General features: G+C 72.2%; 19 protein-coding genes. 8 read left to right on the top strand and 11 right to left on the bottom strand.

What is annotated here, in order from left to right; genetic code table 11:
* The first annotated feature begins 18 nt into the window (after positions 1–18).
* Together ACQ0O7_RS26400 and ACQ0O7_RS26405 are read left to right on the top strand one after the other, a co-directional pair.
* Entirely contained in the window at positions 19–1,098 is a 1,080-nt protein-coding gene (locus tag ACQ0O7_RS26400) for a glycoside hydrolase family 130 protein (RefSeq protein WP_430785361.1), read from the top strand.
* Positions 1,095–5,096 carry a discoidin domain-containing protein gene (locus tag ACQ0O7_RS26405; RefSeq protein WP_430785363.1) on the top strand — a complete coding sequence of 1,334 codons (4,002 nt, stop codon included), beginning with the start codon at positions 1,095–1,097 and terminating at the stop codon, positions 5,094–5,096. Before ACQ0O7_RS26400 ends, ACQ0O7_RS26405 begins: the two co-directional genes overlap by 4 nt.
* A gap of 116 nt (positions 5,097–5,212) precedes the next feature.
* Here ACQ0O7_RS26405 and ACQ0O7_RS26410 read toward each other — a convergent pair whose 3' ends face one another.
* The gene (locus tag ACQ0O7_RS26410; RefSeq protein WP_430785365.1) at positions 5,213–5,440 is read right to left on the bottom strand and encodes a DNA-binding protein; all 228 of its coding nucleotides are present in this window, start codon (positions 5,438–5,440) and stop codon (positions 5,213–5,215) included.
* A 145-nt stretch (positions 5,441–5,585) separates the two neighbouring features.
* Here ACQ0O7_RS26410 and ACQ0O7_RS26415 point away from each other — a divergent pair, with 145 nt between their 5' ends.
* On the top strand, positions 5,586–6,218 hold the full coding sequence (locus ACQ0O7_RS26415; RefSeq protein WP_430785367.1) for a hypothetical protein: 633 nt from the start codon (positions 5,586–5,588) through the stop codon (positions 6,216–6,218).
* A gap of 1 nt (position 6,219) precedes the next feature.
* Here the strand turns inward: ACQ0O7_RS26415 and ACQ0O7_RS26420 are convergent, their stop codons facing one another.
* Entirely contained in the window at positions 6,220–6,615 is a 396-nt protein-coding gene (locus tag ACQ0O7_RS26420; RefSeq protein ID WP_430785369.1) for a hypothetical protein, read from the bottom strand.
* A 199-nt stretch (positions 6,616–6,814) separates the two neighbouring features.
* Between ACQ0O7_RS26420 and ACQ0O7_RS26425 the strand changes: the two genes are divergently transcribed.
* Entirely contained in the window at positions 6,815–8,284 is a 1,470-nt protein-coding gene (locus ACQ0O7_RS26425; RefSeq protein ID WP_430785371.1) for a carboxylesterase/lipase family protein, read from the top strand.
* A 33-nt stretch (positions 8,285–8,317) separates the two neighbouring features.
* Here ACQ0O7_RS26425 and ACQ0O7_RS26430 read toward each other — a convergent pair whose 3' ends face one another.
* From ACQ0O7_RS26430 to ACQ0O7_RS26455, 6 genes are all read right to left on the bottom strand, one after another.
* Positions 8,318–9,511 (bottom strand): FAD-dependent monooxygenase, encoded by a 1,194-nt coding sequence (locus tag ACQ0O7_RS26430; RefSeq protein WP_430785373.1) that lies wholly within the window; start codon positions 9,509–9,511, stop codon positions 8,318–8,320.
* A gap of 28 nt (positions 9,512–9,539) precedes the next feature.
* On the bottom strand, positions 9,540–10,265 hold the full coding sequence (locus tag ACQ0O7_RS26435) for a hypothetical protein (RefSeq protein WP_430785375.1): 726 nt from the start codon (positions 10,263–10,265) through the stop codon (positions 9,540–9,542).
* A gap of 22 nt (positions 10,266–10,287) precedes the next feature.
* Complete coding sequence (locus ACQ0O7_RS26440; protein WP_430785377.1) at positions 10,288–10,830, bottom strand: DM13 domain-containing protein; 543 nt, start codon at positions 10,828–10,830, stop codon at positions 10,288–10,290.
* Positions 10,831–11,150: 320 nt separating this feature from the next.
* On the bottom strand, positions 11,151–11,723 hold the full coding sequence (locus ACQ0O7_RS26445; RefSeq protein ID WP_430785379.1) for a hypothetical protein: 573 nt from the start codon (positions 11,721–11,723) through the stop codon (positions 11,151–11,153).
* 110 nt (positions 11,724–11,833) lie between these two features.
* Positions 11,834–12,460, bottom strand: a complete 627-nt coding sequence (locus ACQ0O7_RS26450; RefSeq protein ID WP_430785381.1) for a response regulator — start codon at positions 12,458–12,460, stop codon at positions 11,834–11,836.
* Positions 12,457–13,245 (bottom strand): sensor histidine kinase, encoded by a 789-nt coding sequence (locus ACQ0O7_RS26455; protein WP_430785383.1) that lies wholly within the window; start codon positions 13,243–13,245, stop codon positions 12,457–12,459. Before ACQ0O7_RS26455 ends, ACQ0O7_RS26450 begins: the two co-directional genes overlap by 4 nt.
* Positions 13,246–13,472: 227 nt before the next feature.
* Between ACQ0O7_RS26455 and ACQ0O7_RS26460 the strand changes: the two genes are divergently transcribed.
* Positions 13,473–14,594 carry an ABC transporter substrate-binding protein gene (locus tag ACQ0O7_RS26460; RefSeq protein WP_430785385.1) on the top strand — a complete coding sequence of 374 codons (1,122 nt, stop codon included), beginning with the start codon at positions 13,473–13,475 and terminating at the stop codon, positions 14,592–14,594.
* Positions 14,595–14,621: 27 nt separating this feature from the next.
* Here the strand turns inward: ACQ0O7_RS26460 and ACQ0O7_RS26465 are convergent, their stop codons facing one another.
* The 3 genes from ACQ0O7_RS26465 to ACQ0O7_RS26475 all read right to left on the bottom strand — a co-directional run bounded on the left by ACQ0O7_RS26465 (position 14,622) and on the right by ACQ0O7_RS26475 (position 17,315).
* Positions 14,622–15,755, bottom strand: a complete 1,134-nt coding sequence (locus ACQ0O7_RS26465) for a MinD/ParA family ATP-binding protein (protein WP_430785387.1) — start codon at positions 15,753–15,755, stop codon at positions 14,622–14,624.
* A 73-nt stretch (positions 15,756–15,828) separates the two neighbouring features.
* Positions 15,829–16,494 carry a class F sortase gene (locus tag ACQ0O7_RS26470; RefSeq protein ID WP_430785389.1) on the bottom strand — a complete coding sequence of 222 codons (666 nt, stop codon included), beginning with the start codon at positions 16,492–16,494 and terminating at the stop codon, positions 15,829–15,831.
* Positions 16,491–17,315, bottom strand: coding sequence for a DUF4397 domain-containing protein (locus ACQ0O7_RS26475; protein WP_430785391.1), 825 nt, complete (start codon positions 17,313–17,315; stop codon positions 16,491–16,493). Before ACQ0O7_RS26475 ends, ACQ0O7_RS26470 begins: the two co-directional genes overlap by 4 nt.
* Before the next feature lie 163 nt (positions 17,316–17,478).
* Here ACQ0O7_RS26475 and ACQ0O7_RS26480 point away from each other — a divergent pair, with 163 nt between their 5' ends.
* The 3 genes from ACQ0O7_RS26480 to ACQ0O7_RS26490 all read left to right on the top strand — a co-directional run bounded on the left by ACQ0O7_RS26480 (position 17,479) and on the right by ACQ0O7_RS26490 (position 24,050).
* Positions 17,479–18,057 carry an RNA polymerase sigma factor gene (locus ACQ0O7_RS26480; RefSeq protein ID WP_430785393.1) on the top strand — a complete coding sequence of 193 codons (579 nt, stop codon included), beginning with the start codon at positions 17,479–17,481 and terminating at the stop codon, positions 18,055–18,057.
* Entirely contained in the window at positions 18,011–18,703 is a 693-nt protein-coding gene (locus tag ACQ0O7_RS26485) for an anti-sigma factor (RefSeq protein ID WP_430785395.1), read from the top strand. The genes ACQ0O7_RS26480 and ACQ0O7_RS26485 overlap by 47 nt, the downstream gene beginning before the upstream one ends.
* 307 nt (positions 18,704–19,010) lie before the next feature.
* The gene (locus tag ACQ0O7_RS26490; RefSeq protein WP_430785397.1) at positions 19,011–24,050 is read left to right on the top strand and encodes a fibronectin type III domain-containing protein; all 5,040 of its coding nucleotides are present in this window, start codon (positions 19,011–19,013) and stop codon (positions 24,048–24,050) included.
* Positions 24,051–24,108: the final 58 nt, after the last annotated feature.

Here is a 24,108-nt window from a genome sequence, read left to right on the forward strand (position 1 = left end):
ACCCCTCAAGGCTAGGTAATGATCCAGGCGAACGACCTCACCATCCCGTACCGGCTGAGCCGGATCGGCACCATCATGAGCCCCGAACCGGGCAACCCCCTGGAAGTCGAGGGTGTGCTGAACCCCGGCACCGCCCGGGGCCCGGACGGGCACCTCTACCTCTACCCCCGCCTCGTCGCCGAGCACAACGTGTCCCGCATCGGCCGGGCCCGCATCATCGTCGAGGACGGCGTCCCGGTCGACGTCGAACGTCTCGGCGTGGTGCTGGCCCCCGACGAGGGCTGGGAACGCGGCCGGCAGAACGCCGGCGTCGAAGACCCGCGGATCACCTTCGTCGAACCGCTCGGCATCCACGTGATGACCTACATCGCGTACGGGCCACTCGGCCCCCGCCCCGCCCTCGCCGTCTCCCCGGACACCGTCACCTGGCGCCGCCTCGGCCCGGTCCGGTTCACCTACCAGCCCGAACTCGGCACCGACCTCAACCTGTTCGCCAACAAGGACATCGTCTTCTTCCCGGAAGCCGTCCCCGGCCCCGACGGCCGGCCCGCCCTCGCCCTGCTGCACCGGCCGATGTGGGACCTGGACTGGCTGCGCCCGGGGGAGGGGGCCCCGGCGCCGGCCGGCATCGACGACGTCCGCCCGGCGATCTGGATCGGCTACGTCGACCTGGAGAAGGCGCAGCGGGACCTGTCGGCGCTCACCGTCGTGCACGGGTCGAAGCTGCTGGCCGCGCCGGAGATGCCGTACGAGGAGTCCAAGATCGGTGGCGGGCCGGCACCGCTGCGCGTGCCCGAGGGCTGGCTCGTGCTGCACCACGGCGTCACCGGGGCGAACGTCAAAGGCTTCGAACTGGCGTACGGCGCCCGCTACACCGCCGGGGCCATGCTCCTCGACCCGGCCGACCCCGGACGGGTGCTGACCCGGACCCCGGAACCGCTGCTCGTCCCGGAGACCGACGAGGAACTGCAGGGCACGCTCGGCAACGTCGTCTTCCCCACCGCGATCGAAGAGATCGACGGCCGCACCTTCGTCTTCTACGGCATGGCCGACTCCCGGATCGGCGTCGCCGAACTGCACCGTGAGGAGAGAGCGTGAGACGTATCGTCGCGATAGCCCTGAGTCTGCTGCTCATCGGCCCTACGCCTGCTCTCGCCGCGCCCTCCCCGTCCCATGAGGAGAGCGTCGCGACGATCAACTCCCGGTTGCAGGAGTACTACCTGGCCCAGGGCGACCAGGTCAAAATCGCCAACGGCATCTACCTGGGCCGTACGTCCGAAGCCCTCGACTACGTCGCCACGTTGCGTGCCGACGGGTCCTGGGCCGACGTGAACTACGCCGACCGGACCAGCTCGGCCAACGGGGCTACCTGGTCGGCGTACATCGCCCTGTACCGGATGGTCGCGATGGCCCAGGCCTACCGCGAACCGTCCGCCCCCGGCTATCAGAAGCGTGAGCTGCTGACCGCGCTCGGCCGGGCCCTGACCTACTGGGACACCGCCGACCCCGGCAACACCAACTGGTGGGAGACCGAGATCGGCGAGTCCATCGCGATGGGCCGCATCTCCACCTTCGTCGGCGACGAACTCAGCCCCGAAGCCCTCGCCGTCACCCTCAAGCACAACACCGGCAAACGTGACCCGGTCGGTGCGAACGGGGCCTGGCGCACCACCAACTACCTGTTCGAAGCCCTCGCCACCAAGAACGCCGACGACATCCGGGCCGGCTTCGACACCATGGTCCAGACCGTCGCCGTCGACCACTCCGGGACCGTCCGCGAGGCCGTCCAGCCGGACGCCAGCTTCTGGGCCCACGGCGCGCAGCTCTACAGCGAGGGCTACGGCATGGCCCTGTTCACCAACGTGGCGCTCTGGGCCGACGCCGCCCGCGGCACCGCCTACGCCCTCAGCCGCGACCATCTCGACACCATCGCGTTCTACATCGTCAGCGGCACCCGCTGGATGATCCGCGGTGAGGTCGGCATGCTCTACCTCAACTACCGTCCGCCGCAGACCATCGAGGGCGTCACCAGCCACGCCGCCGAGTTCATCGAGCCGCTGACCAAGATGGTCCGCACCGATCCGCTGTACGCCACGTCGTACCGCGCCCTGCTCGACAGCGTCCGCGGCACCACCCGCACCAACGGGGTGACCGGCAACAAGTACTTCTGGCGCTCCGAACTCAGCTCGCACCTGCGCGACGGCTACGGCATCGTCACCCGGCTGAACTCCAGCAAGACCGTCGGCAGTGAATACCGGTCCACCTTCCGGCCCGAGATCGGCAACGAGATCGTCTGGAACAGCGCCGGCGCCACCGCGATCCAGGTCACCAACCGCGAATATCTGGACCTCGGCCCGGCCTTCGACTGGTTCCACTACCCCGGAACCACCGCGCCGTACGTCAAGGAGCAGACCCGTGGCTCCACCGGCAACGGCGGCAGCTTCACCGGAGGCGTCTCCGACGGCAGGTACGGCGCCAGCGTCCACTCCCTGGACCGGGCCGCGACCAAGGGTGGCAAGAGCTACTACTACTTCGACGACGAGATGGTCGCGCTCGGCGCCGGCATCAGCTCCGACTCGGCGGCGGCCGTCCACACCACGGTCAACCAGGTGGTGGCGAAGGACAACGCCACGGTCGACGGTTCACCGGTGTCCGGCACCCGTGTCGTCGACAGCCCTTCGTGGGCGTACAACGATGAAGTCGGTTATGTCTTTCCGGTCGGCCAGCACCTGACCGTGTCCGACAAGGCGCAGACCGGCAACTGGATCGGGCAGGACGCCGTCAGCCGGGACGCCTTCACCCTGCACTTCGACCACGGGGTGAAACCAGCCGACGCCACCTACCAGTACATCGTTCTGCCCGCCAAGAAGGCCGAGCAGGTCAAGGCGTACGCGGCCCGCCCCGCCGTCGAGGTGCTGCGCAACGACGACACGATCCAGGCGGTCCGGCACGCCGGGCTGAAGCGCACCATGGCCACCTTCTACCAGGGCGGACGGCTCGACCTCGGCTCCGGGCGGACCCTCGAGGTCAGCCAGCCCGCGATCGTGATGCTCGACGAATCCGGCGACACCCCGCGGGCCAGCGTCGCCAACCCCAGCCGGCCCGGGCTCGTCGTGCACGTCGGACTGCACGGACCGAACACCAGCGGGTACGCGGCCGTGGCGCTCGGCTCCGGCGCGGATCTCGGCCGGACCGTGACCGTCGGCCTGGCCCCGGGTGGACGCTCCGCGTACACGGCGTCCAGTGGTGACGCCGCGCTCGCCGGCGACGGTGACACCGCGACCGAGTGGCGTGCCGAGGGTGACGGGACCGCCTGGCTGCGTAAGGAGCTCGAACCCGGCTCCCTGCTCACCAAGGTCACCATCGACTGGGGCGCCCGGCACGCGACGCGCTACCTGGTGCAGACCTCGATGGACGGCAGGTCCTGGACCGACCGCAGCCACGTCCCGGACGGGACCGGCGGGCGGGTGGAACTCGGCATCGCACCGACCCCGGCCGCCTACGTCCGGGTGCTGATGGTGGCCGGCTCCGGATACGCCGTGCGGGAACTCACCACCGAGACCAGTGTCAACCAGGCCCTCGGGCGGGCGGCCACCGCGTCCGGCTCCGGCAGTGGTGCGGGCAACGTCACCGACGGCAGCATGGACACCCGGTGGATCGGCAACAACGCCGACAACGCCTGGGTGCAGGTGGACCTGGGCTCGGTGCAGCCGGTCCGGACCGTGCGGCTGTGGTGGGAGGCGTCGTACGCCAAGCAGTACCGGATCCAGCTCTCCGACGACGGGCGGGACTGGCGGGACACCTCCACCGCCGCCACCTCCTCCGACGGTGGCGTCGACCTGATCAGAGTCGACGGGACCGCGCGTTTCGTGCGGATGCAGGCGGTGCAGCGCAGCACCACCCAGTACGCCGTCTCGCTCTGGGAGTTCGAGGTGTTCGGCGACGACCGGGTCACCGACGCTCCGGCCGCGTCGACCGGGCGGGAGAATCTGGCGCTGCGCCGGCCGGTCACCGTCGACTCGGTCTACAACGCGACCCTCGGCGGGGTCAACGCCGTCGACGGCAACCCGACCACCCGGTGGGCGTCGCTGCGGCAGGACGCGCCGTACACCACCAAGCGCTGGTTCCAGGTGGACCTGGGCTCGGTGCGGACCGTCAACCAGGCGGTCGTCACCTGGGAGGCGGCCACCTCGAACGACTTCCGGGTGGAAGGATCGGCCGACGGCTCTACCTGGACCGAACTGGCGCACGTGCGCAAGTCGTCGGACGAGCTGAAAAACGTGATCGACTTCGCTCCCGCCCCGGTCCGGCACGTGCGGGTGATCGGGTTGCCGGCCACCAAGTACGGGATGTCGATCTTCGAATTCGAGGTGTACGGCGGGCACACGCTCACCTGCGCCACCACGCCGCTCCGGCTGGCGCCGGGGGAGAAGAAGACCCTCGCCGCCGCCTCGATCTCGCCTCGTGCCCAGGTGTCGGTCATCGCACTCGACGATGCGGTGGTCAGCGTCGGCACCCCGAAGGTGGACGACGACGGCCGGGTCACCGTGGACCTGACGGCGGGTGACAGCGGGACCACCTCGCTGCTGTTCACCCACGGCGCGGGCGACGAGTACGTCCAGTGTCCGGTGACGGTGACCGTGCCGACCGGTGAGCTGGAGGCGCTCGTCGAGCGGGCGAACGGGCTGGACAGCCTGAGCTACACGCCGGCCAGCTGGCGTCCGCTGCTGCCCGCGCTCGAAGCGGCCAAGGCGGCACTCGCCGACGCCTCCCCGGCCCGGGTCGCCGCGAGCACCACGGCGCTCGCGGACGCCATCGCCGGTCTGGTCCGGAAGCCGAGCGACACCACAGCACCCACGGTGACGGTCAAGGACGGTGCGCGGGAGCCCTATCGTGAGGTCAGTTTCAAACTGTTCGACGAGGGGCTGATCGACAAGGCCGTCCTCAACGGCAAGGTGAAGGATCTGACCGACAACAAGTGGTCCGATCTGAACTTCGTCAAGCCCGGCGTGTTCGGTGCGATTCAAGGACCCAACAAGCTTGCGGTGTACGACCGGGCCGGCAACGTGACCATCGTCGAGTTCACGCTGCTCTGACCGTGCGGTGNCCGCCACCGCATTCGCCCGGCGCCCGCCGAACGGTCCGGTGTGCCACCCACCTCGCGCGGACCGGACAGGGCGAACCGATTTCCAGGGCCCCGAAACTCGTACCGTCAAAGGGTCCGCAATTGATTTTTGAGCCCCGGCTGAGTGTGCCGGCGGCGGGTGTCGAACCAGATCTCGACATCGCGGGTGAGCCAGATCCTGCCCTGCGCCAGATCGGCGACGGGCTGGGGAAAATCCGACCGCCCGGTGATGTGATAGGCCCGCTGACGGCTCACCCCACCCAGCAGCATCCGGATATCGTGGGCGTCCATGAGCCTGATCGGCGAATACGACATGCCCCCACTGTAGGGCACGCGACTAGTTGACCCATAACCGAAATCGCCGGCTGCAGGTCCGCGACTTTCCGGCCAGTCCCCGATCGACTGACCTCCTTGTGGCGGGACCGCTGGCAGCCGACGCGGGCGCCCTATGATCACCGCCATGGTGGCGCACCGGTTCCTGCACGCCCAATCGTGGTGGCTGGCCAGTCAACTGTTTCGTCGGCATCCAGAACTGGGTCTCGTCGAGGCGCACCCGATGGACGGCTTCTACGACTGCCTTCGACTGGTCCGCGGGGGAGAGGCCCTGATCGACATCAACCGTGGCGGCAGCATCCACGTGCACGAACTGTCGGAGCCCTTCGGCGTCGCCGTCGCCGAGCTGGTCGCGTTCGAGGATCCGGGGGAGATCGTCGGGCGGGTCGAGGAGGCGGCTCGGCTCGGTTCGCCGGAACGGGCGCCGGCGTCCACTCCGGCCGTGCTGACCTTTCGCGCGATCGCCCGGATCATGGAGATCACCGTGAACGACCGGGCGCGGTGGGACGCCCGGAACGTGGGCGCCAGCTCGCACGCGCCCCCGAGCAGCCTCGACCGATTCCCCGTGCAGGGGGAGCGCCGGCTGGACGACGGGCGCTTCTGGGTGGTTCTTCGTGACGGTGAGGCGATGGCTGTCCTCGATACCGACGGGTTCGCCTACGCCGGTCCGCAGATGCGGCATCTGCCCACTCTCTACCGGGCCGGCGGCCGCCGGGTGACCGCCATGGTCGCCGCCGCGTTCGGCGAGATCCTGCCGTGAGTCAGGGCAGCCCCGGCAGGTCGAAGACGTAGCGGTTGTTCGCCCGGTCGAACCTCGCCGGGATCTCCCGGGGCGGGAGCCCGAAATGTGCCGTCGCCCAGCCGGAGGCCGCCGCCGCGAGGCCCTCCGCCTGGAAATCGCAGTCGTTGTAGCGCAGTTCCAGCACCACGATCTCGGTGGGCGTGATCTCCTTCACCACCGACGTGAGCCCCAGCGCGAGCATGGCGAGCGTGCCCGAGTCCAGCGTCGCGCCGGGCGTGCCGTCGACCAGGGTCACCCCGGAACCGACGTCGACGGCCCGCGGATCACGGGTCCCCGGTGGCCGCGCGTCGGCGGTGAGGGAGATCCACACACCCCAGGAGGTCTTCAACAGCCGATAGACGTATGTGCTGGGCATACGGTGAACTGTAGATCGCGCATCTTCACTCACGTCATCGGCAGTTACCACCGCTGACCGGGCGGGAAAACGGTGGGCACCCCTGTCCGGGTACGCGCGGCGGCGATCCCCGTGCCCGGACGGGAGCGGTCACCGATCCGGCTCATCTGTTCCCGTCGCCCGGGAAATCGAGACGAGAGCCTGCCGTTACGGTCGGATCATGGCAGATCGATCAGTTCCCGAAGTACGCGTACGTAGTGGACGGCTGCGCGGCACACTCGATCATGGAGTGCCCGCCTACCTCGGCATCCCCTACGCGGCGCCCCCGTTCGGGGCGGACCGGATGCGCCCGCCCCGGCCCGCCGCTCCGTGGGACGGGGTGCGGGACGCGACCGCGTATGGGCCGACCGTGCCGAAGAGCGAGTATCCGGCGCCGCTGCGGCCGTACCTGATCGAGCCGGTGATCGCCGGCGACGACTGCCTCAACCTGAACGTGTGGACCCCGGACCCGGGCGCGGGCGGCCTGCCGGTGCTGGTCTGGCTGCACGGCGGCGGTTTCACCAGCGGGTCCGGCGCGGTCGGGGCGTACCGTGGATCCGCCTTCGCCCGGGACGGCGTGGTGTGCGTGACCATCAACTACCGTCTCCAGGCCGAAGGTTTCCTGCACCTGCCGGACGGCACCGGCAACCTGGGCCTGCTCGACCAGATCGCCGCGCTGGAGTGGGTGCGGGACGACATCGCGGCGTTCGGCGGCGACCCGGCCCGGGTCACGGTCGCCGGGCAGTCGGCCGGCGCGATGAGTGTCGCCACACTGCTGGCGGTGCCGCGGGCCGCCGGGCTGTTCCGGGCAGCCATCACCCAGAGCGGCGCCGCCTGGAACACCCTGGACGCGCCGACCGGCGCGAAGGTGGCCGCCGCGCTCGCCGCCGAACTGGGTGTGCCGCTCTCCCGGGAGGCGATCGCCGCGGTCCCGCCCGGCCGGGTGCTCGCCGCGTCCGAAGCGGTGACACAGCGGATCCAGGCGTCGTCCGACCGGGACGGATGGGGCCGCCTGGCACTCACCTCGCTGCCGTTCGCGCCGGTCGTCGACGGGGACGTGCTGCCCCGCGACCCGCAGGCGGCGATCGCGGACGGCGCCGGCCACCGGGTGCCGCTGCTGACCGGCACCACCGAAGAGGAGGCCCGGCTGCCGCTGGTGACCTCCGGCGCGCTCGCGGCCATCGGTGCGGCGGAGGTGCGGGCCACCTCGGAGGCGCACGGCGTCGCACCGCGCCCCCAGCCGGGCGACTCGCCGGGTGACGTGCTGGCCAGAGTGCTGACCGACTCGTTCTACCGGATCCCGGCGCTTCGGCTGGCCGAGGCCCGCGCGGCGACCGCGCCGACCTGGATGTACCGGTTCGACCTGCGCTCCACGGCGGCGGGCGGTCTGCTGGGCGCCGCGCACGCGGTGGACCTGGCGTTCACGTTCGACACGCTGGACTCCCCGGACGCGGCCCTGCTGGTCGGCGACAGCGCCTCCCCGGCGGTCGCGGCCGTCATGCACACGGCGTGGGTCTGCTTCGTCCGCGACCTCGACCCGGGCTGGCCGCGCTACCTTCCGCCCACCCGCACCACCATGCTCTTCGGCGAGCACCCCCACACCGTCGACGATCCGTACGGGGATCTCCTGTCGACCTGGCGGGTGACCTGAGCCCCGGCCGCCCCGGGGTCCCGGAATCGGCTGTCAGACGCGCGTGCGCGGTGGTGGTTCGGGCAGCGTCCGGGTGGTGTCGGCCACCCGGGTGAGCCTGGCGGTCAGCGGGGCCAGGACCGGTGCGGTGAGGGCCTTGTCGAAGACGCCGCGTACGGTCAGGCCCAGCTGTGTCTGCGGGTAGGCGAAGTGCTGGATCCCGGGTGGGAGCCGCTGGACGTCGTCGACCAGCGGGCGCATCCATCTCTCGTACTCAGTGAGTGCCGTCCGCGGGTCTCCGGGGTGCCGGGCCAGATAGGTGGCCAGCACGTACCCGCTGGTCAAGGCCAGGGAAGCGCCTCCGCCGCCGATGGGTGTCACGCACCAGGCGGCGTCGCCGGCCAGGACCACCCGGCCCCGGTGCCAGGCGGGCATCCGGATCTGGGTCAGGTAGTCGATGTAGACGTCGTCGGAGGTGTCGAAGCCGTCCAGGACGCGGGGTGCCTCCCAGCCGGCGCCGGCGTACCGGTCCCGGACCCGGCGGAGGGCGGTGGCCCGGTCCATGCCGGTGAGATCGTCGCCGGGGGAGTAGGACAGGATCGCCCGGCTGGTGCCCCGGTTGTCCGGCCGCAGGTGGATCTGGCGGCCGCCCACGAGGTTGCACCAGCGCCAGCGGCTGTCGTCGGTGGGGGTGCGCGGGATGGTCCCGAAGACCATGGTGATGTCCAGTTCACGGCGCTCGACCGTGGAGCCGAACAGCCGGTCGCGGGTGGTGGAGCCGACGCCTTCGGCGACGACCAGCAGGTCGGCGCGCAGGACGCGGCCGTTCGTACTGGTGACGGTGATGTCCTCGGGGCCGTCGGTGACCTCGGCGATGGTGTCGCCGTAGACGCTGGCGAGGGCGGGAAGGGCGTCGAGGATCGTCCGGGCGAGGTCGCCTCGGAGAACCTCCAGCTCGGCGGTGGCGCCGTCCGGGCCGGCCGACGGGAGGGCGGCCCGGACCTTTCCGTCCGGGTCGACCAGCACGGTCCCGGTCTCGGTGGTGTGCAGCGCCTTGACCTGGTCGAACAGGCCCATCCGCCGCAGGACTTCGCGGGCGACGCCGCGGACGTCCACGTTCTGGCCGCCGTCACGGAAGGCCGGCGCCCGCTCGATGACGGTCACGTCCCAACCGGTGCGCCGTAGCCAGAACGCGGCGGACAGCCCGGCGATGCTCGCCCCGGAGATCACCGCGTGGGGTGTGGTCATGGTCGGCCGGTACCCGGCAGAGGGCTCATCAAACGGCCGGCGCGCGCCCCCGCCGCCGTCCCGCCGCGGCGACGATCGCCGTCACACCGAGAGCAGCCGCCGTCCGTACGGTCGCAGCACGCCGCCGGGAGCCCGCGAGCGTGCCCAGCCCCCACGCCGACGCCAGCGCCACCGCCGGGCCGCCCCGGCGGCTGCGTGCCACCACCGCCGACACGACAGCGGCCACCGCGAGCAGGCCACCGGTGGCCGCGGTCACCACGGCCGGCCGGTCCCGGTCGGCGCGCGCGGCGACGACGTTGACCGCGCTCGCCAGCGTGGTCCAGCCCAGCAGCAGGCCGGTGCTGACCGGGGTGACCGCGAGCAGCCCCGGCTCGGGCGGCGCGTCCTGCAGCCGCCGGTGCGCGACACCGGCCAGCCCGGCGGCGACCGGCAGCAGATAGGGCGTGGCGGCGAACCGCCCGGTCTGTGCGGCCAGCGACCACGCCGCGTTCACCAGGTAGGCCCCGGCCAGCGGCCAGCCCACCAGCCGGGCGGTCGGGCCGTGGCGCCCGCCGTCCCGGCACTGGCCCACCGTGGACGCCACACACCCGGCGAAGATCGGCGCCCACACCGCGAACGCGTAGTCCGGCGGGGTGACCGCGGTGTCGTACCGCTCGGTCTGCTCACCCGCGCCGAACAGCGCCCCGAGGTTCGGGATCGCCACGAAGGCCGTGCAGGCACCGGCCAGAGCCCACGAACGCGCCACATCCGTCATTCCCCGATTGTGCGCGCGGGGATCAGGTGGCGGTCAACTCGGCGGCGCCGAACGAGACGGCGAACCGCTTGCACCAGATACTGACGCTGCGGAACGCCGCCGGATCCACCTCGGCGTCCAGCCGGTACACCTGGTCACCGTGGTTGCCTTTGAGCCTGCCGAGTTCGGCGAACTCGCCGTCGTCGAAGACCCTCCAGCCGGCGACACCCTCGCGGACCCGCTGGTCGGACAGCCACACCCGAAGATCGGGACCGTCGCTGGTCCGCAGGCCGGCGATCTCCAGCTGGTGGCTGCCGTCGGGATTGCGCACCATCCGGACGGAGCCGCTGGTGTCGTGCTCGTGGGTGATGAAGTCGCCGGCCGCGACCACCACCGGGTCCTTGACGACCGGGGCGGCGGAACCGGTCGGCCGCGGTCCGGCCGACGGCACAGTGGACAGGGCGTCGGTCACCACCGTGTCGGTGAGGAGCCGCCACGGCTGGAACCAGTAGAGCGCACCCGCACCACCGATGCCGAGCACCGCGACGACGATCAGGACGACGGGTCTGCTGACGAGGCGAATCACGGGTCCCAGTCAAACGGTCGGGCCCGTCGGCCACAAGACGGGGACGGCTTACGATCCCCTTACGGCCCGGGGCCATGGGGCCGGTTGCCGGCTCAGTCCGAGTCGAGACCGTGGCAGACGGTCGCGGTGCAGCCCTCGCCGAGGCCGTGGCAGGCCGGGCAGCGGTCGTTCTGCGTGGCCGGTGCGGTGTGCTCGTTCATGGTGGTCTCCTCGCTGGCTGTCGTTCGAGGACCACCTTTCCAGGAGTCGCGGCGCCTGCGCAGGACCGGACGGCCCGCCTCCGCGGAGTCCGACGGCCCTGCCGGCGGTGCGCGTCCGACTCAGCGTTCCGGAGTCTCGCCGGTCTCCGGGCCGCCGGACTCGGCCGGCGTCGCTGACGGGGTGGTGGTCGGCGGCACCGACGGGCCGGGTGCCGGCGGCGTGGTGGGCGTGGCCGGGGCGCTCGGTGTCGGTGCCGGCCTGCCCTTACCCGTGGCCTGCACCTTGCCGGCGGTGTAGACGGAGTCGACCCTGGTGCCGGTCACCGTGATCCGGTGCCCGGCGGCCAGCGCGCCCACCTCGGCCTTCCGGCCGTTGAGCAGGATCCGCACGCTCGACGGCACGCTGACGGTGACGGTCTTTCCCTTGACGTCCTTCGTGCCGCTCCTGGCAGCGATGGTGACCGTGCCGGCCGCCGCGTCGACCGCTGTCACCGTGCCGGTCGCCGAGAACGTCACCTTCACCTTCTTGGCCGGACTCGTGGTCGGCTTAGCGGTCGGCTTCCTGGCCGCCGACAGCTGTGCCGCGGCGAACGACGAACTCGTCTGGGCGTACGCGACCACACCGGTGGTGACGGCCGGGACAACGACCGAGACGGCGACGGCAACGGCGACCGCGGTACGGCGCATCCGCATGAACGGCTCCTCAGCTAGGGGTGTCCCATGCTTTCCGGGCCGGGGTTCGAACCGGTTGCCCGCCCGGTTGCGGCCCGGTTGCTCCCGGCGGAGGGCGGACCCGAGGACGGTCAGCCCGGATCGATGAGTCCGCGCCGGACCGCCTCGGTCACCGCCGCGGCGCGATTGTCGGCACCGAGCTTGCGGTACGTACGCACCAGGTGGGTCTTGACCGTGGCCTCGGACAGGAACAAGGCCTCGGCGATCGCCCGGTTGCTCAGCCCCCGGGCCACCAACCGCATCACCTCCACCTCACGGCGGCTGAGCGCCGACTCCGGATCGATGAGGTGGCTCAGCATGTGCGCCGCCGCGGTGGGACCGAGGCTCACCTCACCGCGGGCGGCCGCGCGGACCATCCGGAACAGCTCCTCCGGTTCGCCGGCCTTGAGGGCGTAGCCACGTGCTCCGGCCTGCATCGCCCGCAGTACGTCGGATTGCGTGCTGTAGCTGGTGAGCATCACCACGGGAGTGCCGGAACCCACCGTGATCAGGCGGGTGGCCTCGACCCCGTCGACCCCGCCGTCGGCCAGGCGCAGGTCCATCAGCACCACGTCGGCCGACGACGTGGCGGCCAGCCGGACCGCGTCGGCGCCGTCCCCGGTCTCGCCGACGATCTCCAGGTCCGTCTCGCTCTCGAGCAACGCTCGCAGGCCGGCCCGGAACATCCGGTGGTCGTCGACGAGCAGCAGCCGGATCATCCGGCGACGGCGAGTCTCGTCGCGGGCAGACGTCCGGTCAGCACGGTGCCGCCGCCGAGCGTGCTTTCGACGCTCAGCTCGCCACCGTGTGACCGGAGCCGCTGCCGCATGCCCGCCAATCCGTACCCGCGTGCCGGCTCGCCGGTGGAGCCGGGCATGGTGAAGCCGCTGCCGTCGTCGCTGACCCGGAGCGCGACTTCGCCGTCGCGGTGTTGCAGGGTGATCCGGACGTGGCGGGCGTGGGCGTGTTCCCGGACGTTCGCGAGCGCGCCCTGGGCGATACGCAGCAGCGTCGCGGTCTCCGGTGGCCCCAGCACCGGTGGATCGCCGATCGCCTCGAACTCGACCTCGGCCGCGGTGCCGCGGGCCCGCTCGCGCTCGCACAGCAGATCCAGAGCCGACACCAGGTCACGATCCTCCAGCTCGTACGGGGTCAGATCAGCGATCATGCGGCGTACCTGGGTCAGGTTGTCACCGAGTGACTCGGTGACGCTGAGCATCCGGCCGCGCGCCCGCTCGGGGAACGCCGGCCAGTCCCGGTCGGCGGCCTGCAACAGGGTGCGGTGCGCGGCGAGATCCTGTGCCAGCGTGTCGTGGATCTCCCGGGCCAGGCGGGCCCGCTCGCTGAGGACACCGGCCTGGTGCTGCCGGCGGGCCAGTTCCTCGCGGGCGCCGCGGAGCTGGTCGATCAGGTTCTGGCGCAGTTCGGCGTCGCGCATCTGACCGCGGTACAGCGCGGCGGTCGCCCAGACGACGGCGATCGGCGCGGCGGCCAGGTCGACCACGACGGCGCCGGGCTGGAACGCGCGATGAGGAAGAAGGCCGCGTGCAACAGGCGTTCGGCGTGCATGCCGGCCTCCCCATTCTCCGAAGATCGTCGGCACCACGATAACCATACCGGCGCGGTGTCCATCGAAAGGTTGAATCCGGGTTCAGTCGTAGCCGTGACGCGGCTCGGCCCCGGTGACCGGCACAGTTGCGGTCGTCGACAAGATCAGAAGGGAACGATGTGATGACCAGCTTCAGCAGACGCCGGGTGCTCGGCGCGGGCGCGGGCGTCGCGGTCGGGGCGACGATGGGCTCGGCCGGGTGGGCCGCACCCGGCAAGTCGTCGAAGGGCGCCACCGAGGAGCGTCGTTCGCTCGACGAGTTGTACGCCGACGCGCTGCGCGAGGGCGGCGAGCTGATCGTCTATGCCGGGGGAGACACCCCGGATCAGCAGCAGTTCACGCAGCAGGCGTTCCTGTCCGCCTTCCCCGCGATGAAGCTCACCATCGTGGTCGATTACAGCAAATATCATGATGTACGGGTCGACAACCAGATCGCCACCAAGACCCTGGTCCCCGACGTGGTGCAGTTGCAGACCGTCCAGGACTTCGTCCGGTGGAAGGAGGCGGGCGTCCTGCGGCCGTACAAGCCGGCGGGCTTCTCCGCGTTGTACCCGGCCTTCCGGGACCCGGACGGAGCGTGGACCGGCATCTCGCTGATCGGCTTCAGCTACCTGTACGACGCGGCCCTCAGCAACGCCCCGGCATCCCCGCGCGACCTGGTCGACCCACGCTGGAAGGGCGCGATCGCCTCGGCCTACCCGCACGACGACGACGCCGTGCTGTACCTCTACCGGCTCTACGTCCAGGCGTACGGCTGGGAGTGGGTGGCGAAGCTCGCCGCGCAGCAGGTGCGGTTCGCCCGGGGCAGCCACAGCCCCGGCGCCGCCGTCGCGAGCAAGGAGAAGGCGATCGGCATCGGCGGCGCCGGCTCCCTGACGGCCGCACCGACCGCGCCCGTGCGCTGGGCGGTGGCCGACGGTCATCCCTTCATGGCGTGGGCGCAGCGGGCCGCCATCCTGGCCGGCGCCCGCCACGTCGCCGCCGCGAAGCTCTACCTGAACTGGCAGATCTCCCGGGCCGTCCAGGAGAACACGTTCAACGGCTGGTCGGTGCGCACCGACGTCCGCCCACCCGCCGGGCTCCGGCCGATCTGGCGGTATCCGAACGCCAACCTGAGCGGGTTCCCGCGTTTCATGGCCGACCGGGCCGAGGTCGAGCGCTGGAAGCAGACCTTCGCGCTGTACTTCGGGGAGGTACAGGGCGCGCCGACACCCGGCTCGCTCGGCCTGCACCCGGGCCGCTGAGCCGGTCCGGCCGGCCGCCCGGCGGGTTCAGAGCCCGTCGGCGACGGCGGCGGTCACCCGCAGCCAGGCGGAGCGGCTGGCGGGGCTGAGAGCGTCGTAGGCGACCGGCCCGCCGGCGACCAGGGCGGGATCGTGCGGCACGTCGAGGACGGCCCGGGTCAGTTTGCCGAAGTGCCGGTGCAGCCGGTCGCGCAGTGCCGTGTCGGGGGTGCGGGTGGGTGCGGCCAGGACCGTGACGGCGTTCTCCACCAGGGCTTCGTGGCCGGTGGCGCGCAGTGCGTCGGCCAGCCAGGCGGCGCTCTGTGAGGTGTCCTCACGGATGGTGGAGACGATGACGAGCTGGTCGGCGGTCTCGATGGAGGCGCGCCAGTTGGAGGCCCGCATGTTGTTGCCGGTGTCGATGCACAGGATGCGGTAGAAGCGGCTGAGGGTGCGGTGCATCTGGCGGAAGGCGTCGGCGTCGATGCTGGCGGCGCCGGCGGCGTCCTCGTCGCTGGCCAGCACGTCGAACTGGGCGTCGCCCTGGCTGCGCACGTAGTTGTCGAGGTCGCCGACCCGGGAGCTGCGGTCGTTGAAGCGGTCCAGGTCGCCGAGCAGGTCGACGGCGGTGTTGGTGTGCCGGGCCGGGGTGGCGCGCCAGCCGAGCGTGCCCCGGGTCTCGTTGTTGTCCCAGGCCAGGACATAACCGCCACGGTGGACGCCGAAGGTGGCGGCCAGCAGCAGGGTGGCGGTCGTCTTGTGGGCGCCGCCCTTGGGGTTGACGACGACCACCGTCTTGGGGCCGCGCAGGCTGCGCTGCACGGACTGGACGGCGAGGCGGTGGCTCAGTTCGGCCGGCCCGGGGCCGGGGGTGATGAGGCCGCCGGTGACCCGGCCGACCGCCGCCCGCCAGCCGGTCCTGGCCGGGCCGGTCGGTGGGGCCGGCCGGTCGGCGAGCAGGTCGTCGAGCGTGGGCGGTGGTTCGGCGCGGTGCGGCCCGCCGGCCGGCGGCGCCCCACCGGCCGGCGACGGCGAGCTCCTGATGACCGCCGGGGAGGAGACGGCCGCGGGGGAGGGGCCGGTGGTCCACGGCGACGCCGGCCTGCCGGCCGCGGGCGAGGCGTTGTCGACAGTGGTGTCCAGACCGTCGTGTGGCCAGGTCGGGTCGGCGGTGTCAGGCATGCGTCCTCCGTGCTCAGGCGGTGGTGGCGTGCGGCGTCTCGGATGTCACGGCCGCCCCCCATACATCGACGATCTACTCTCGACTGCCGAGAGTAGCCGGGTCCACCGCCTTCGGTGACCCGAGAGCCTCGGCCGCTGTGATCACGACGTTGTCCCGGTAGTGCCGGGTGGCGGTGTCGAACGGTCCGCCGCAGGTGATCAGGGTGAGCCGTGGGGCGCCGTCCCGGGCGAAGTAGCGGTCCAGCGGGATCGCCGTCTTGCGGTACCGTTCGCGGGCCACCACCGCGAACGCCCGGGTCCGCCCACCCGGCCCGGTCAACGTCACGGTGTCTCCCTCGGCCAGCGAGCCGAGCCGGAAGAAGGCGCCCTCGCCCTGATCCGCGCTGTCCACGTGACCGGCGATCACGATCGAACCGCCGGTGGCGGCGAAGCCCGGCCCGAACCGGTACCAGCCGACCGACGCCACGTCGGCGGGGATCGCGACCTCACCGGTCCGGTCGTCGACTCCCACGGCCCGGACCGGCGCGTCCACCCGCAGGGCGGGAATCCGGAGCCGGGCCGGCGCCTGTTGAGCGGCCGGTGCCGTCGCGGTCACCGACGGCGGCACGCTGACCGGCGGTGACGCCACGGTGGTGACCACGAAGTCGGCCTCCGGCGCGGAGCCCACGACGGCCACCGCGGCCCCGCCGGTCAGGGCGAGGCCGGTGGCCACCACGAGCAGGCGGGGTACGGCACTCATCGCCGCCCGGCCACCAGGCGGGTGATGCCGAACAGGGCGAGCAGGATCCCGGCCGCCCCGATGCCGTACCAGGTGACGGGGTGGTTCTGATCGGCCCTGCCACCGTCGCCGCCGGGCACACCGCCGGGCGCCGAGTGCAGGCCCTCGATGCTCTGCGTCACCAGATCGAGGGTGTCGTCGTCGGCGGACCCGATCGCGTACACGATGGTCGCGGTGCCCTCGGCCAGGTCGAGGTCGGCCGGGCCGAGCACCCGGTCATCGGTGCCGGCCAGCACCACGTCGGCGGCGACGGTTCCGGCGTCCACGTCGGCCTTCGCCTCCTTCGGGTTGGTCAGGTCCTCGAAGACCGGCCGGCCACCGGCGCGGACGTCCACCGCGGGCGCCGCCGCGGTGTGCCGGACGATCAGGCGGGCCTTGCCCGCGCCCACCTTGCCGGTGTCGTTGACGAACGGGGTGAGCACCGGCTCGCCGTCCGTGCCGAGATGGGCCACCAGGCTGACGTTCGCGCCGCCCGGCACCGCGGCGTCGTCCACCGTCAGCAGCGCGTCGCCGATCGGATCACCGGGCTTGGTCAGGGCGATGTCGTACTCGCCGGCCGGCAGGCTCAGCGGTCCGGCCGTCTTGCCCGGCTGGAAGTCCGGGACCGTCTTCTTCCCGTCCACCCACACGTCGACCGGCTGGCCGGGGATGCCGTGCACGACGGTGACCTTCGCGTTCGCCGCCGCCGCGGCCGGGGAACCACCGAGCGCGCCGGTGGCGCCCAGAGCGATCAGGGTGACCGTGCCGGCCGCGGCCGTGCGGAGCGGGGACATGATGCGCATGCTGACTCCTTCGTGGTGACGCCGGTGGATCTCGTCGGCTGTGCCCGGTCCTTCGCCGTGGAGCCGGCCGGCGGATGCGGGCCGCGGATGTGAGCAATCTCGTGCATCCATCGGCGCCCTCCGCGACGAAGGAAAGAGAGGCCTAGGGAAGGAAGGGGGGTCGATGGGTTCCGATGACGAGCTCGCCCAGCGGTTACGCGACGGTGACGAGAAGGCGCTGCGGGTGGCGTACGACCGGCACGGTGCTGCCGTGCTGTACCTGGCGCAGCGGCTGCTGGGCAACCGGGCCGACGCCGAGGACATCACCCAGGTGACGTTCGTGGCGGCGTGGAACGGGCGCGACGGCTTCGATCCGCGGCGCGGATCGATGCTGAGCTGGCTGCTGGGCATCGCCCGGCGCAAGGCCGTCGACCGGATCCGGGCGGCGGTGCGCGAGGACCGGGTGGTCGAGTCGGTGCGGGAGCAACCGCCGCCCGGCACGGATGGGGAGACACCCGAACGGATCGTCGACCGGCTGGTCGTCGCCGACGAACTCGGGCGGCTGCCCGACGAGCAGCGGCGCACGCTGGAGATGGCGTTCTTCGACGATCTCACGCATCCGCAGATAGCGGCGGCCACCGGGCTGCCGCTCGGTACGGTCAAGAGCCATATCCGGCGTGGAATGGCCAACCTACGACGCCGTTGGGAGGTGGACGGTGCAGCATCTGGATCCCGATCGGCTGGTCCTACTCGCGCTCTCTGAGGACCATGAGGACTCGGTCGAGGCGGATCACCTGGAGCACTGTGCCGGCTGCCGGCACGAACTGACCGCGTTGCGCGACGTCGCCGCGATCGGCGCGCAGACGCACGGCCTGCACGACCTTCCGCCGCCACCGGACCGGATCTGGCAGGCGATCGAGGCGGGCATCGCCCCGGTCGTACCGCAAGCTCCGGTCGTTGATCTGACCGCACATCGGCGCCGGCGGCCACGGTGGCTGACACCGGTGATCGCCGCGGCGGCCGCCGCCGTGCTGGCGGTGGCCGGCACGGTCGCGGTGAACCGGTCCGCGCCCGCGCAGGTGACCGCGCGGGCGACGCTGGCCCCGCTGCCCACGGTTCCGGCGGCGGCCGGCGGGGACGCCCTGGTGCTGGACGGCGGGCGGCTGCGGCTGGACGTGCGCAACCTGCCGCTGACCACCGGTTTCCACCAGGTGTGGCTGATCGACCCGGACGATCTGACCAAGATGATCGCGCTGGGCAACCTCAGCGCCGGTGCGGAGGTGGTGCTGCCGGTGCCGCCGGGCACCGATCTGAACCGGTTCCGGCTGGTCGACGTCAGCGACGAGGCCTACGACGGCGACGCCACCCACTCGGGCCGGAGTCTGCTCCGCGGAATCCTCACCAGCTGAGCGCATCCACGGCGCGGGCCGCGGGTACGGGTGGCGGCGCCGAAGCCGCCACCCGTACCGGAAAGGACGCTCGCCATGAGGGCGGGCCGCGCCGGCACCAGCGGATCCCGCTGATCGACGCCGACCGCAACCCGCGCTGAACCGCTTCGACATCGACGAGGGCGACCGGGTGCTGCGCCCGGTCGACCTGCCCTGTCGCACGGCCCACGGTGCCGGCCGCGAGACCACCGGTACGGCCCGGATGGTCCCGCGGACCGGCGGGCGCGCAATGTGCCGTGGATGTACACGTCCTCCCTACCGTCGGGCCGTGATCCGACGATGGTGTTCCGCGTTTCTGTCCTGTCTGGTGGTGACCGCCCTCGTCCTGGTGCCGTCACCGGCTCCCGCGCCGGCGGCTCTGCAGCCCGCGGCGGGGCAGTTCGTGCCGGTCACCCCAGTCCGGATCATGACCGGGGTCAAGGCCGCCGTGGCCAAGAGCGCCACGATCAGCCCGCTGGGCAAGGCCGGCGTACCGCTCACCGGGGTCTCGGCGGTGGCCTTCCAGCTGTCGGCGACCAGTGACGGCAGCGGCTGGCTGGTGGTCCATCCCAGCGGCGCGAACCGCCCGGCCGCCTCGCATCTCAACTATCAGGCGGGCGTGACCGCCACCAACCAGGTCGTCACGGCACTCGGCGCGGACGGCACGGTGGCCGCCTACAACGGTGGCACGGCCGCCGCGGTGGGACTGGACGTCGACGTCGTCGGATACTTCACCGCGGGCGCGGACCGGGGGGCGGGCTCGACGTTCGTACCGCTGGCGCCGGCCCGGATCGTGAGCGCGGTGCCGGTCAAGGCCAAGGTGGCCGCGCCGGTGGCCCCGCTGGGGATCGGCGGCATCCCCACCACCGACGTCACCGGGGTCCTCGCGCATCTGACGATGACCGCGACGGCCGACGGGACGGCCACGGTCCACTCGAGCGACGTCGCCACACCTGCCACCGTGGACGTGACGTTCGGCAGCACCCCCAACCACACCAACCTGGTGCACGCGCAGCTGGGCGCCGACGGCACGTTCCTGGTGCACAGCACCCGGGCCGCCACGATGACCATCGACATCGTCGGGTACTACCAGAAACCCGCCGGCACCGCCGTCGGGTCGAGTTACGTCGCGGTCCCGGCGACCCGGTTCATCGCCGGGGAGACGGTGGCGAAAGACAGCACGAACGACTACACCGTCGCGGGGGTCGGCGGGGTTCCGGCCGGCGGTGTGGCCGCGGTGGTGTTCAACCTGACCGCGAACCAGGCCACCAAGGCGGGCGCGCTCAGCGTCCGGGCCACCGGCACCGACCGGCCGGTGGCCCGGCAGCTGTCCTACCGGCCCGGCGGGAGCTGGCCGACCCTCCAGGTCAGCCGGGTCGGCGACGGCGGCAGGATCTCCATCTTCAACTCCGGCGACCCGGTGCGGCTGCTGGGCGACATCGTCGGCTACTACCGGACGGCGACCGCACCCGGCGCACCCGGCACGGTACGCGCGGCAGCCGACGCGGGGACGGCGACGGTCTCCTGGGACCCGCCCGCGACCGACGGGGGTGCGGCGGTCACGCGATACACGGTGACCGCCTCTCCCGGCGGCGCCACTGCGACGACCACGGGCGACAGCACCAGCGTGGCGGTGCCCGGCCTGGCGAACGGGACCGCGTACACCTTCTCGGTGACCGCCACCAACGCGGCCGGCACCTCGCCCGCCTCGGCGCCCTCCGCCGCGGTCACCCCGTCGGCGCCCGCGCCGCCCGGCCCGCCGTTCGTCACCGAGGTGCTGGCCCGCGACGGTGAGGCCGAGGTGATCTGGAGCCCGCCACCGGCCGGGGCGGGCACGGTCACCGGCTATCTGCTGGAGGCGACGCCGGGCGGGGCGTCGGCCGAGGCCGGCGGCGACGTGACCCGGGCGATCCTGCCGGGCCTGAGCAACGGCACGGCCTACCGCATCACCGTCACCGCCCGTAACGGCAACGGTGCCGGCCCGCCCTCGGCGCCCTCCGCCACCGTCGTTCCGGAACCCGGGCGGCTGCCCCTGAGCCCCATGGTCACCTCGGTCGTCGCCTTGAACCAGCGGGCCGACGTGCAATGGGTGGCACCGCCCGACGGCGGCGCGACGATCACCGGCTACACCGTCCGGGCGAGTCCCGGCGGCCAGGTGGTCCGGGTCCCGGCCGGGACGACGGTCGCCTCGGTCACCGGCCTGGCCAACGGCACCGCGACCACGCTGTCCGTCACGGCGAGCAACAGCGCCGGCGAGGGGCCCGCCACCCAGGTGACCGCCACGCCGTCGGCCTCCCGGGCGCCCGCCGCCCCGACCGACCTGCGGGTGTCGGCGACCGGCGCCGGGCAGCTCACCGTCGCCTGGAACGCGCCCGCCGACGTCGGCACCAGCACGATCACCGGGTACACCGTCACCGCGTCGCCGGGCGGCGCCACGGCCACCGTCGGCGCGGCGGCCACCACGGCGGTCCTGACCGGACTCGGCGCGACGACGGCGTACACGGTCACGGTGAAGGCGGTCAACGCCGCCGGAACCGGCCCGGCGAGCGCCGCCTCCGACCCGGTCACGCCCCAGGTGACGATGAAGGCCACCCCCGTCGTGCTGTCGGTCGCGTCGATCGCGACGTTGCGCACCGCACAGCAGGACGGCACGCTCACCTTCGAACAGCCCACCGCCCAGGTGTCGGCCCTCAAAGCCGGCACGCTGCTGATCCTGACCGCGAACCCGGTCACCCCGAAGGGCTTCTACGGCCGGGTCGCCAGCGCGTTGTCACGGTCCGGGCGGTTCGTGGTCGGCACCACCGAGGCCGGACTCGACGAGGCGTTCACCGCCGGTGGCCTGTCCGTCGACGGCCGGCTCACCACGAACGACGTCGTGTCGTTCACCCCCACGGCGCCCGGCGCCCGGCTGGCCGCTCCCACCATCGAGGGCCGCACGCTGGCCGAAGGCGCGCCACCGGTGAAGATCGGGACCCCCGACATCGGCATCCGGGACGGCGCGCTGGTGCTGGAGTACGCGTTCGCACCACAGCAGGACTCCGCCGGGCATGGCGCCCGGACCGAGATGCAGACCAAGATCACACCGAAGTACGACGGCCGGCTCGACTACCGGTTCCCGGTCGGACCGGCCGGCGAGTTCACCCTGGGCGCGAAGACCGAGAGCCAGATCCAGGCCAAGGTCGGGTATTCGGCCAACCTGCTGGACTGGCGCCGCAAGCTGGGCACGATCCGCGGCACCTGCGTGACCGTCCCGATCGGCATCGTGCCGGTGGTGATGTGCCCCGAGTTCGCCGTCGAGGCGGTCGCCAAGATCTCCGCCGGTGGTGGGTACAGCTTCTCGTTCGCCTTCGACCGCTCCTTCTCCGTCGGCATGAAGATCGACGGCACCCGGGTGACCCCGTCGGCGACGAACTGGTCGGACGGCTCGCCGAAGGCCACCATCAACGCGTTCGGCGACGCCAACGCCGAGGTCGAGTCGCCGGTGTCGATGACACTGTTCTTCTACGGCGCGGCCGGACCGAGCGTGCTCTTCACCCCGTACGTGCGCTTCTTCGCCGACACCACCCAGGATCCCTGGTGGGAGGCGCGGGTCGGCCTGCGCGTCAACGCGGAGCTGACCTCACGGCGCATCCTCGGCGTCAAACTGGAGTTCTCCAGCCCGAACATCGTCAACCTGTTCCTCACGGTGGCCCAGGCGGCCGGCCCGTACTCCGGCATCGCCATCACGCCGAAGACGCCCCGGACGTCGGTGAACGTCCCGCTCGACCTCGGCGTCACGGTGGTCGGCTGGCCCGACGACATCCCGATCGAGTGGTCGGTCGACGGCGGGCCCGGCCGCATCGACCAGAACGGGGTCTTCACCTCCCCGCAGGAGGGATCCGCCACGATCAAGGCGAGCAGCCCCGGCGACCCGCACGCCCCGCGCCCGCCGATGGAGTCCACCGTCGTCGTCACCGTCGGCGGCCGGGTTCCGGACGCGCCCCGCGACGTCACCGCGGTTCCCGGCGCCTTCTCCGCGAAGGTGAGCTGGCAGCCGGGTCCCGACAACGGGTCGGCGATCACCGGCTACACCCTCACCACGCTGCCGCCGACCACGACGGTGAGCGTGCCGGCCGCGACGAGGACCGCGCTGCTCACCCACCTGTCGCCCGGGACCGGCTATCTGATCCACGTACGGGCGACGAACGCCAAGGGTGTCAGCCAGCCCGGTTCGCCCGCGTCGCAGGTGTCACCGCGCGACGACAGCTTCCTGCCGATCGAGTCGCGGCCGGTCGACATCACCGCCGCCGACTCCGGCATGACCCGGCTGCACTCCAGCGAACCGGCCCTGTCGTTCAGCGGGCGCTACGTCGTCTACCCGCTCCGGCCGACCAGCGTGCTCGCCCCGGCCGACCTCATCGGCGCCACCGGCAGCAGCTACCTGGTCCGGCACGATCTGCTCACCGGGGAGATCATCCTGGTCAGCCGGGACACCGACGGGCGTACCCCGGTGCCGGCCGGCAACCCGTCGATGGACAGCTCCGGCACCGTCGTGTCGTATCTCGTCGGTGCCGGCGACACCGGCCGGATCCTGGTCGCGGACCTGGCCCGGGGGACGGTCCGGGACGCGACGCCGGCCGACCGGTCGGTGCGTCCCATCCGGCAGGAACTCAGTGCCGACGGCACGACCCTGCTGATCCACACGCAGGAGGCCGGCACGCTGCGCGGCGCGTTGTGGCGCCGGACGGTCGGTGCGGCCACCACCACCCGGGTGAGCCGGTGCTGGGCGGAGTACCCCTGCACCTCCGGGCCGTACGCCAAGGACGGCAAGCGGTTCGCGATCTCCGGGACCGGGCGCTACGTCGTCTACGCCGAGCAGGCCGAGAACGGGTTCCTGACCAACTATCTGTACGACGCCGCCACCGGCAACTGGAAGGAGATGACACCGCAGTCCACCGATTCCGCCGGGTACGAGGTGAGCACGATCTCCGCCGACGCCGCCCGGACCGCGGGCTTCTTCGGCACGGTCGGCAGCACCGGCACGTACACCATGGGCCCGTACGTGCGGACCGGCCGCGCCGGAACGCCCACCGCGGCCGACATCGTGCTGCGGACCACGCCCGGTCAGGTGACGTGGCTGGTGCCGCAGCTCAGTGCGGACGGCGGGGTGGCGCTGGTCTACCACGAGTCGGCGGCGGCCGGCGGCGGCAGCGGCTTCACCGTGGTGAGTGCCGGCACCACCACCGAGATCGGGGTCCCGGCGAGGTGGGGCGCGCTGAGCGGCGACGGCCGGGTGGTCGCGGTGCTGCGGGAGGACGCGGCGGGGGTGTGGCTGCAACGGGTCGGCTGATCCACCCATCGGTGTACGCGCAATGTGCGGGCGCTGTGCGACCCGTCCGTAGGTTCCG

Origin of the sequence: Actinoplanes sp. G11-F43 (assembly GCF_050589265.1) — a bacterium.
Taxonomy (GTDB): Bacteria; Actinomycetota; Actinomycetes; order Mycobacteriales; family Micromonosporaceae; genus Actinoplanes.

What these genes read in the sequence shown, in the direction of transcription:
- ACQ0O7_RS26400 (WP_430785361.1), top strand. Translation starts at nt 19, where the DNA reads ATGATCCAGGCGAACGACCTCACCATCCCGTACCGGCTGAGCCGGATC.
- ACQ0O7_RS26480 (WP_430785393.1), top strand. Translation starts at nt 17,479, where the DNA reads ATGGGTTCCGATGACGAGCTCGCCCAGCGGTTACGCGACGGTGACGAG.
- ACQ0O7_RS26450 (WP_430785381.1), bottom strand. Translation starts at nt 12,460, where the DNA reads ATGATCCGGCTGCTGCTCGTCGACGACCACCGGATGTTCCGGGCCGGC.
- ACQ0O7_RS26430 (WP_430785373.1), bottom strand. Translation starts at nt 9,511, where the DNA reads ATGACCACACCCCACGCGGTGATCTCCGGGGCGAGCATCGCCGGGCTG.
- ACQ0O7_RS26475 (WP_430785391.1), bottom strand. Translation starts at nt 17,315, where the DNA reads ATGCGCATCATGTCCCCGCTCCGCACGGCCGCGGCCGGCACGGTCACC.
- ACQ0O7_RS26425 (WP_430785371.1), top strand. Translation starts at nt 6,815, where the DNA reads ATGGCAGATCGATCAGTTCCCGAAGTACGCGTACGTAGTGGACGGCTG.
- ACQ0O7_RS26470 (WP_430785389.1), bottom strand. Translation starts at nt 16,494, where the DNA reads ATGAGTGCCGTACCCCGCCTGCTCGTGGTGGCCACCGGCCTCGCCCTG.
- ACQ0O7_RS26420 (WP_430785369.1), bottom strand. Translation starts at nt 6,615, where the DNA reads ATGCCCAGCACATACGTCTATCGGCTGTTGAAGACCTCCTGGGGTGTG.
- ACQ0O7_RS26415 (WP_430785367.1), top strand. Translation starts at nt 5,586, where the DNA reads ATGGTGGCGCACCGGTTCCTGCACGCCCAATCGTGGTGGCTGGCCAGT.
- ACQ0O7_RS26435 (WP_430785375.1), bottom strand. Translation starts at nt 10,265, where the DNA reads ATGACGGATGTGGCGCGTTCGTGGGCTCTGGCCGGTGCCTGCACGGCC.
- ACQ0O7_RS26445 (WP_430785379.1), bottom strand. Translation starts at nt 11,723, where the DNA reads ATGCGGATGCGCCGTACCGCGGTCGCCGTTGCCGTCGCCGTCTCGGTC.
- ACQ0O7_RS26410 (WP_430785365.1), bottom strand. Translation starts at nt 5,440, where the DNA reads ATGTCGTATTCGCCGATCAGGCTCATGGACGCCCACGATATCCGGATG.
- ACQ0O7_RS26460 (WP_430785385.1), top strand. Translation starts at nt 13,473, where the DNA reads ATGACCAGCTTCAGCAGACGCCGGGTGCTCGGCGCGGGCGCGGGCGTC.
- ACQ0O7_RS26465 (WP_430785387.1), bottom strand. Translation starts at nt 15,755, where the DNA reads ATGCCTGACACCGCCGACCCGACCTGGCCACACGACGGTCTGGACACC.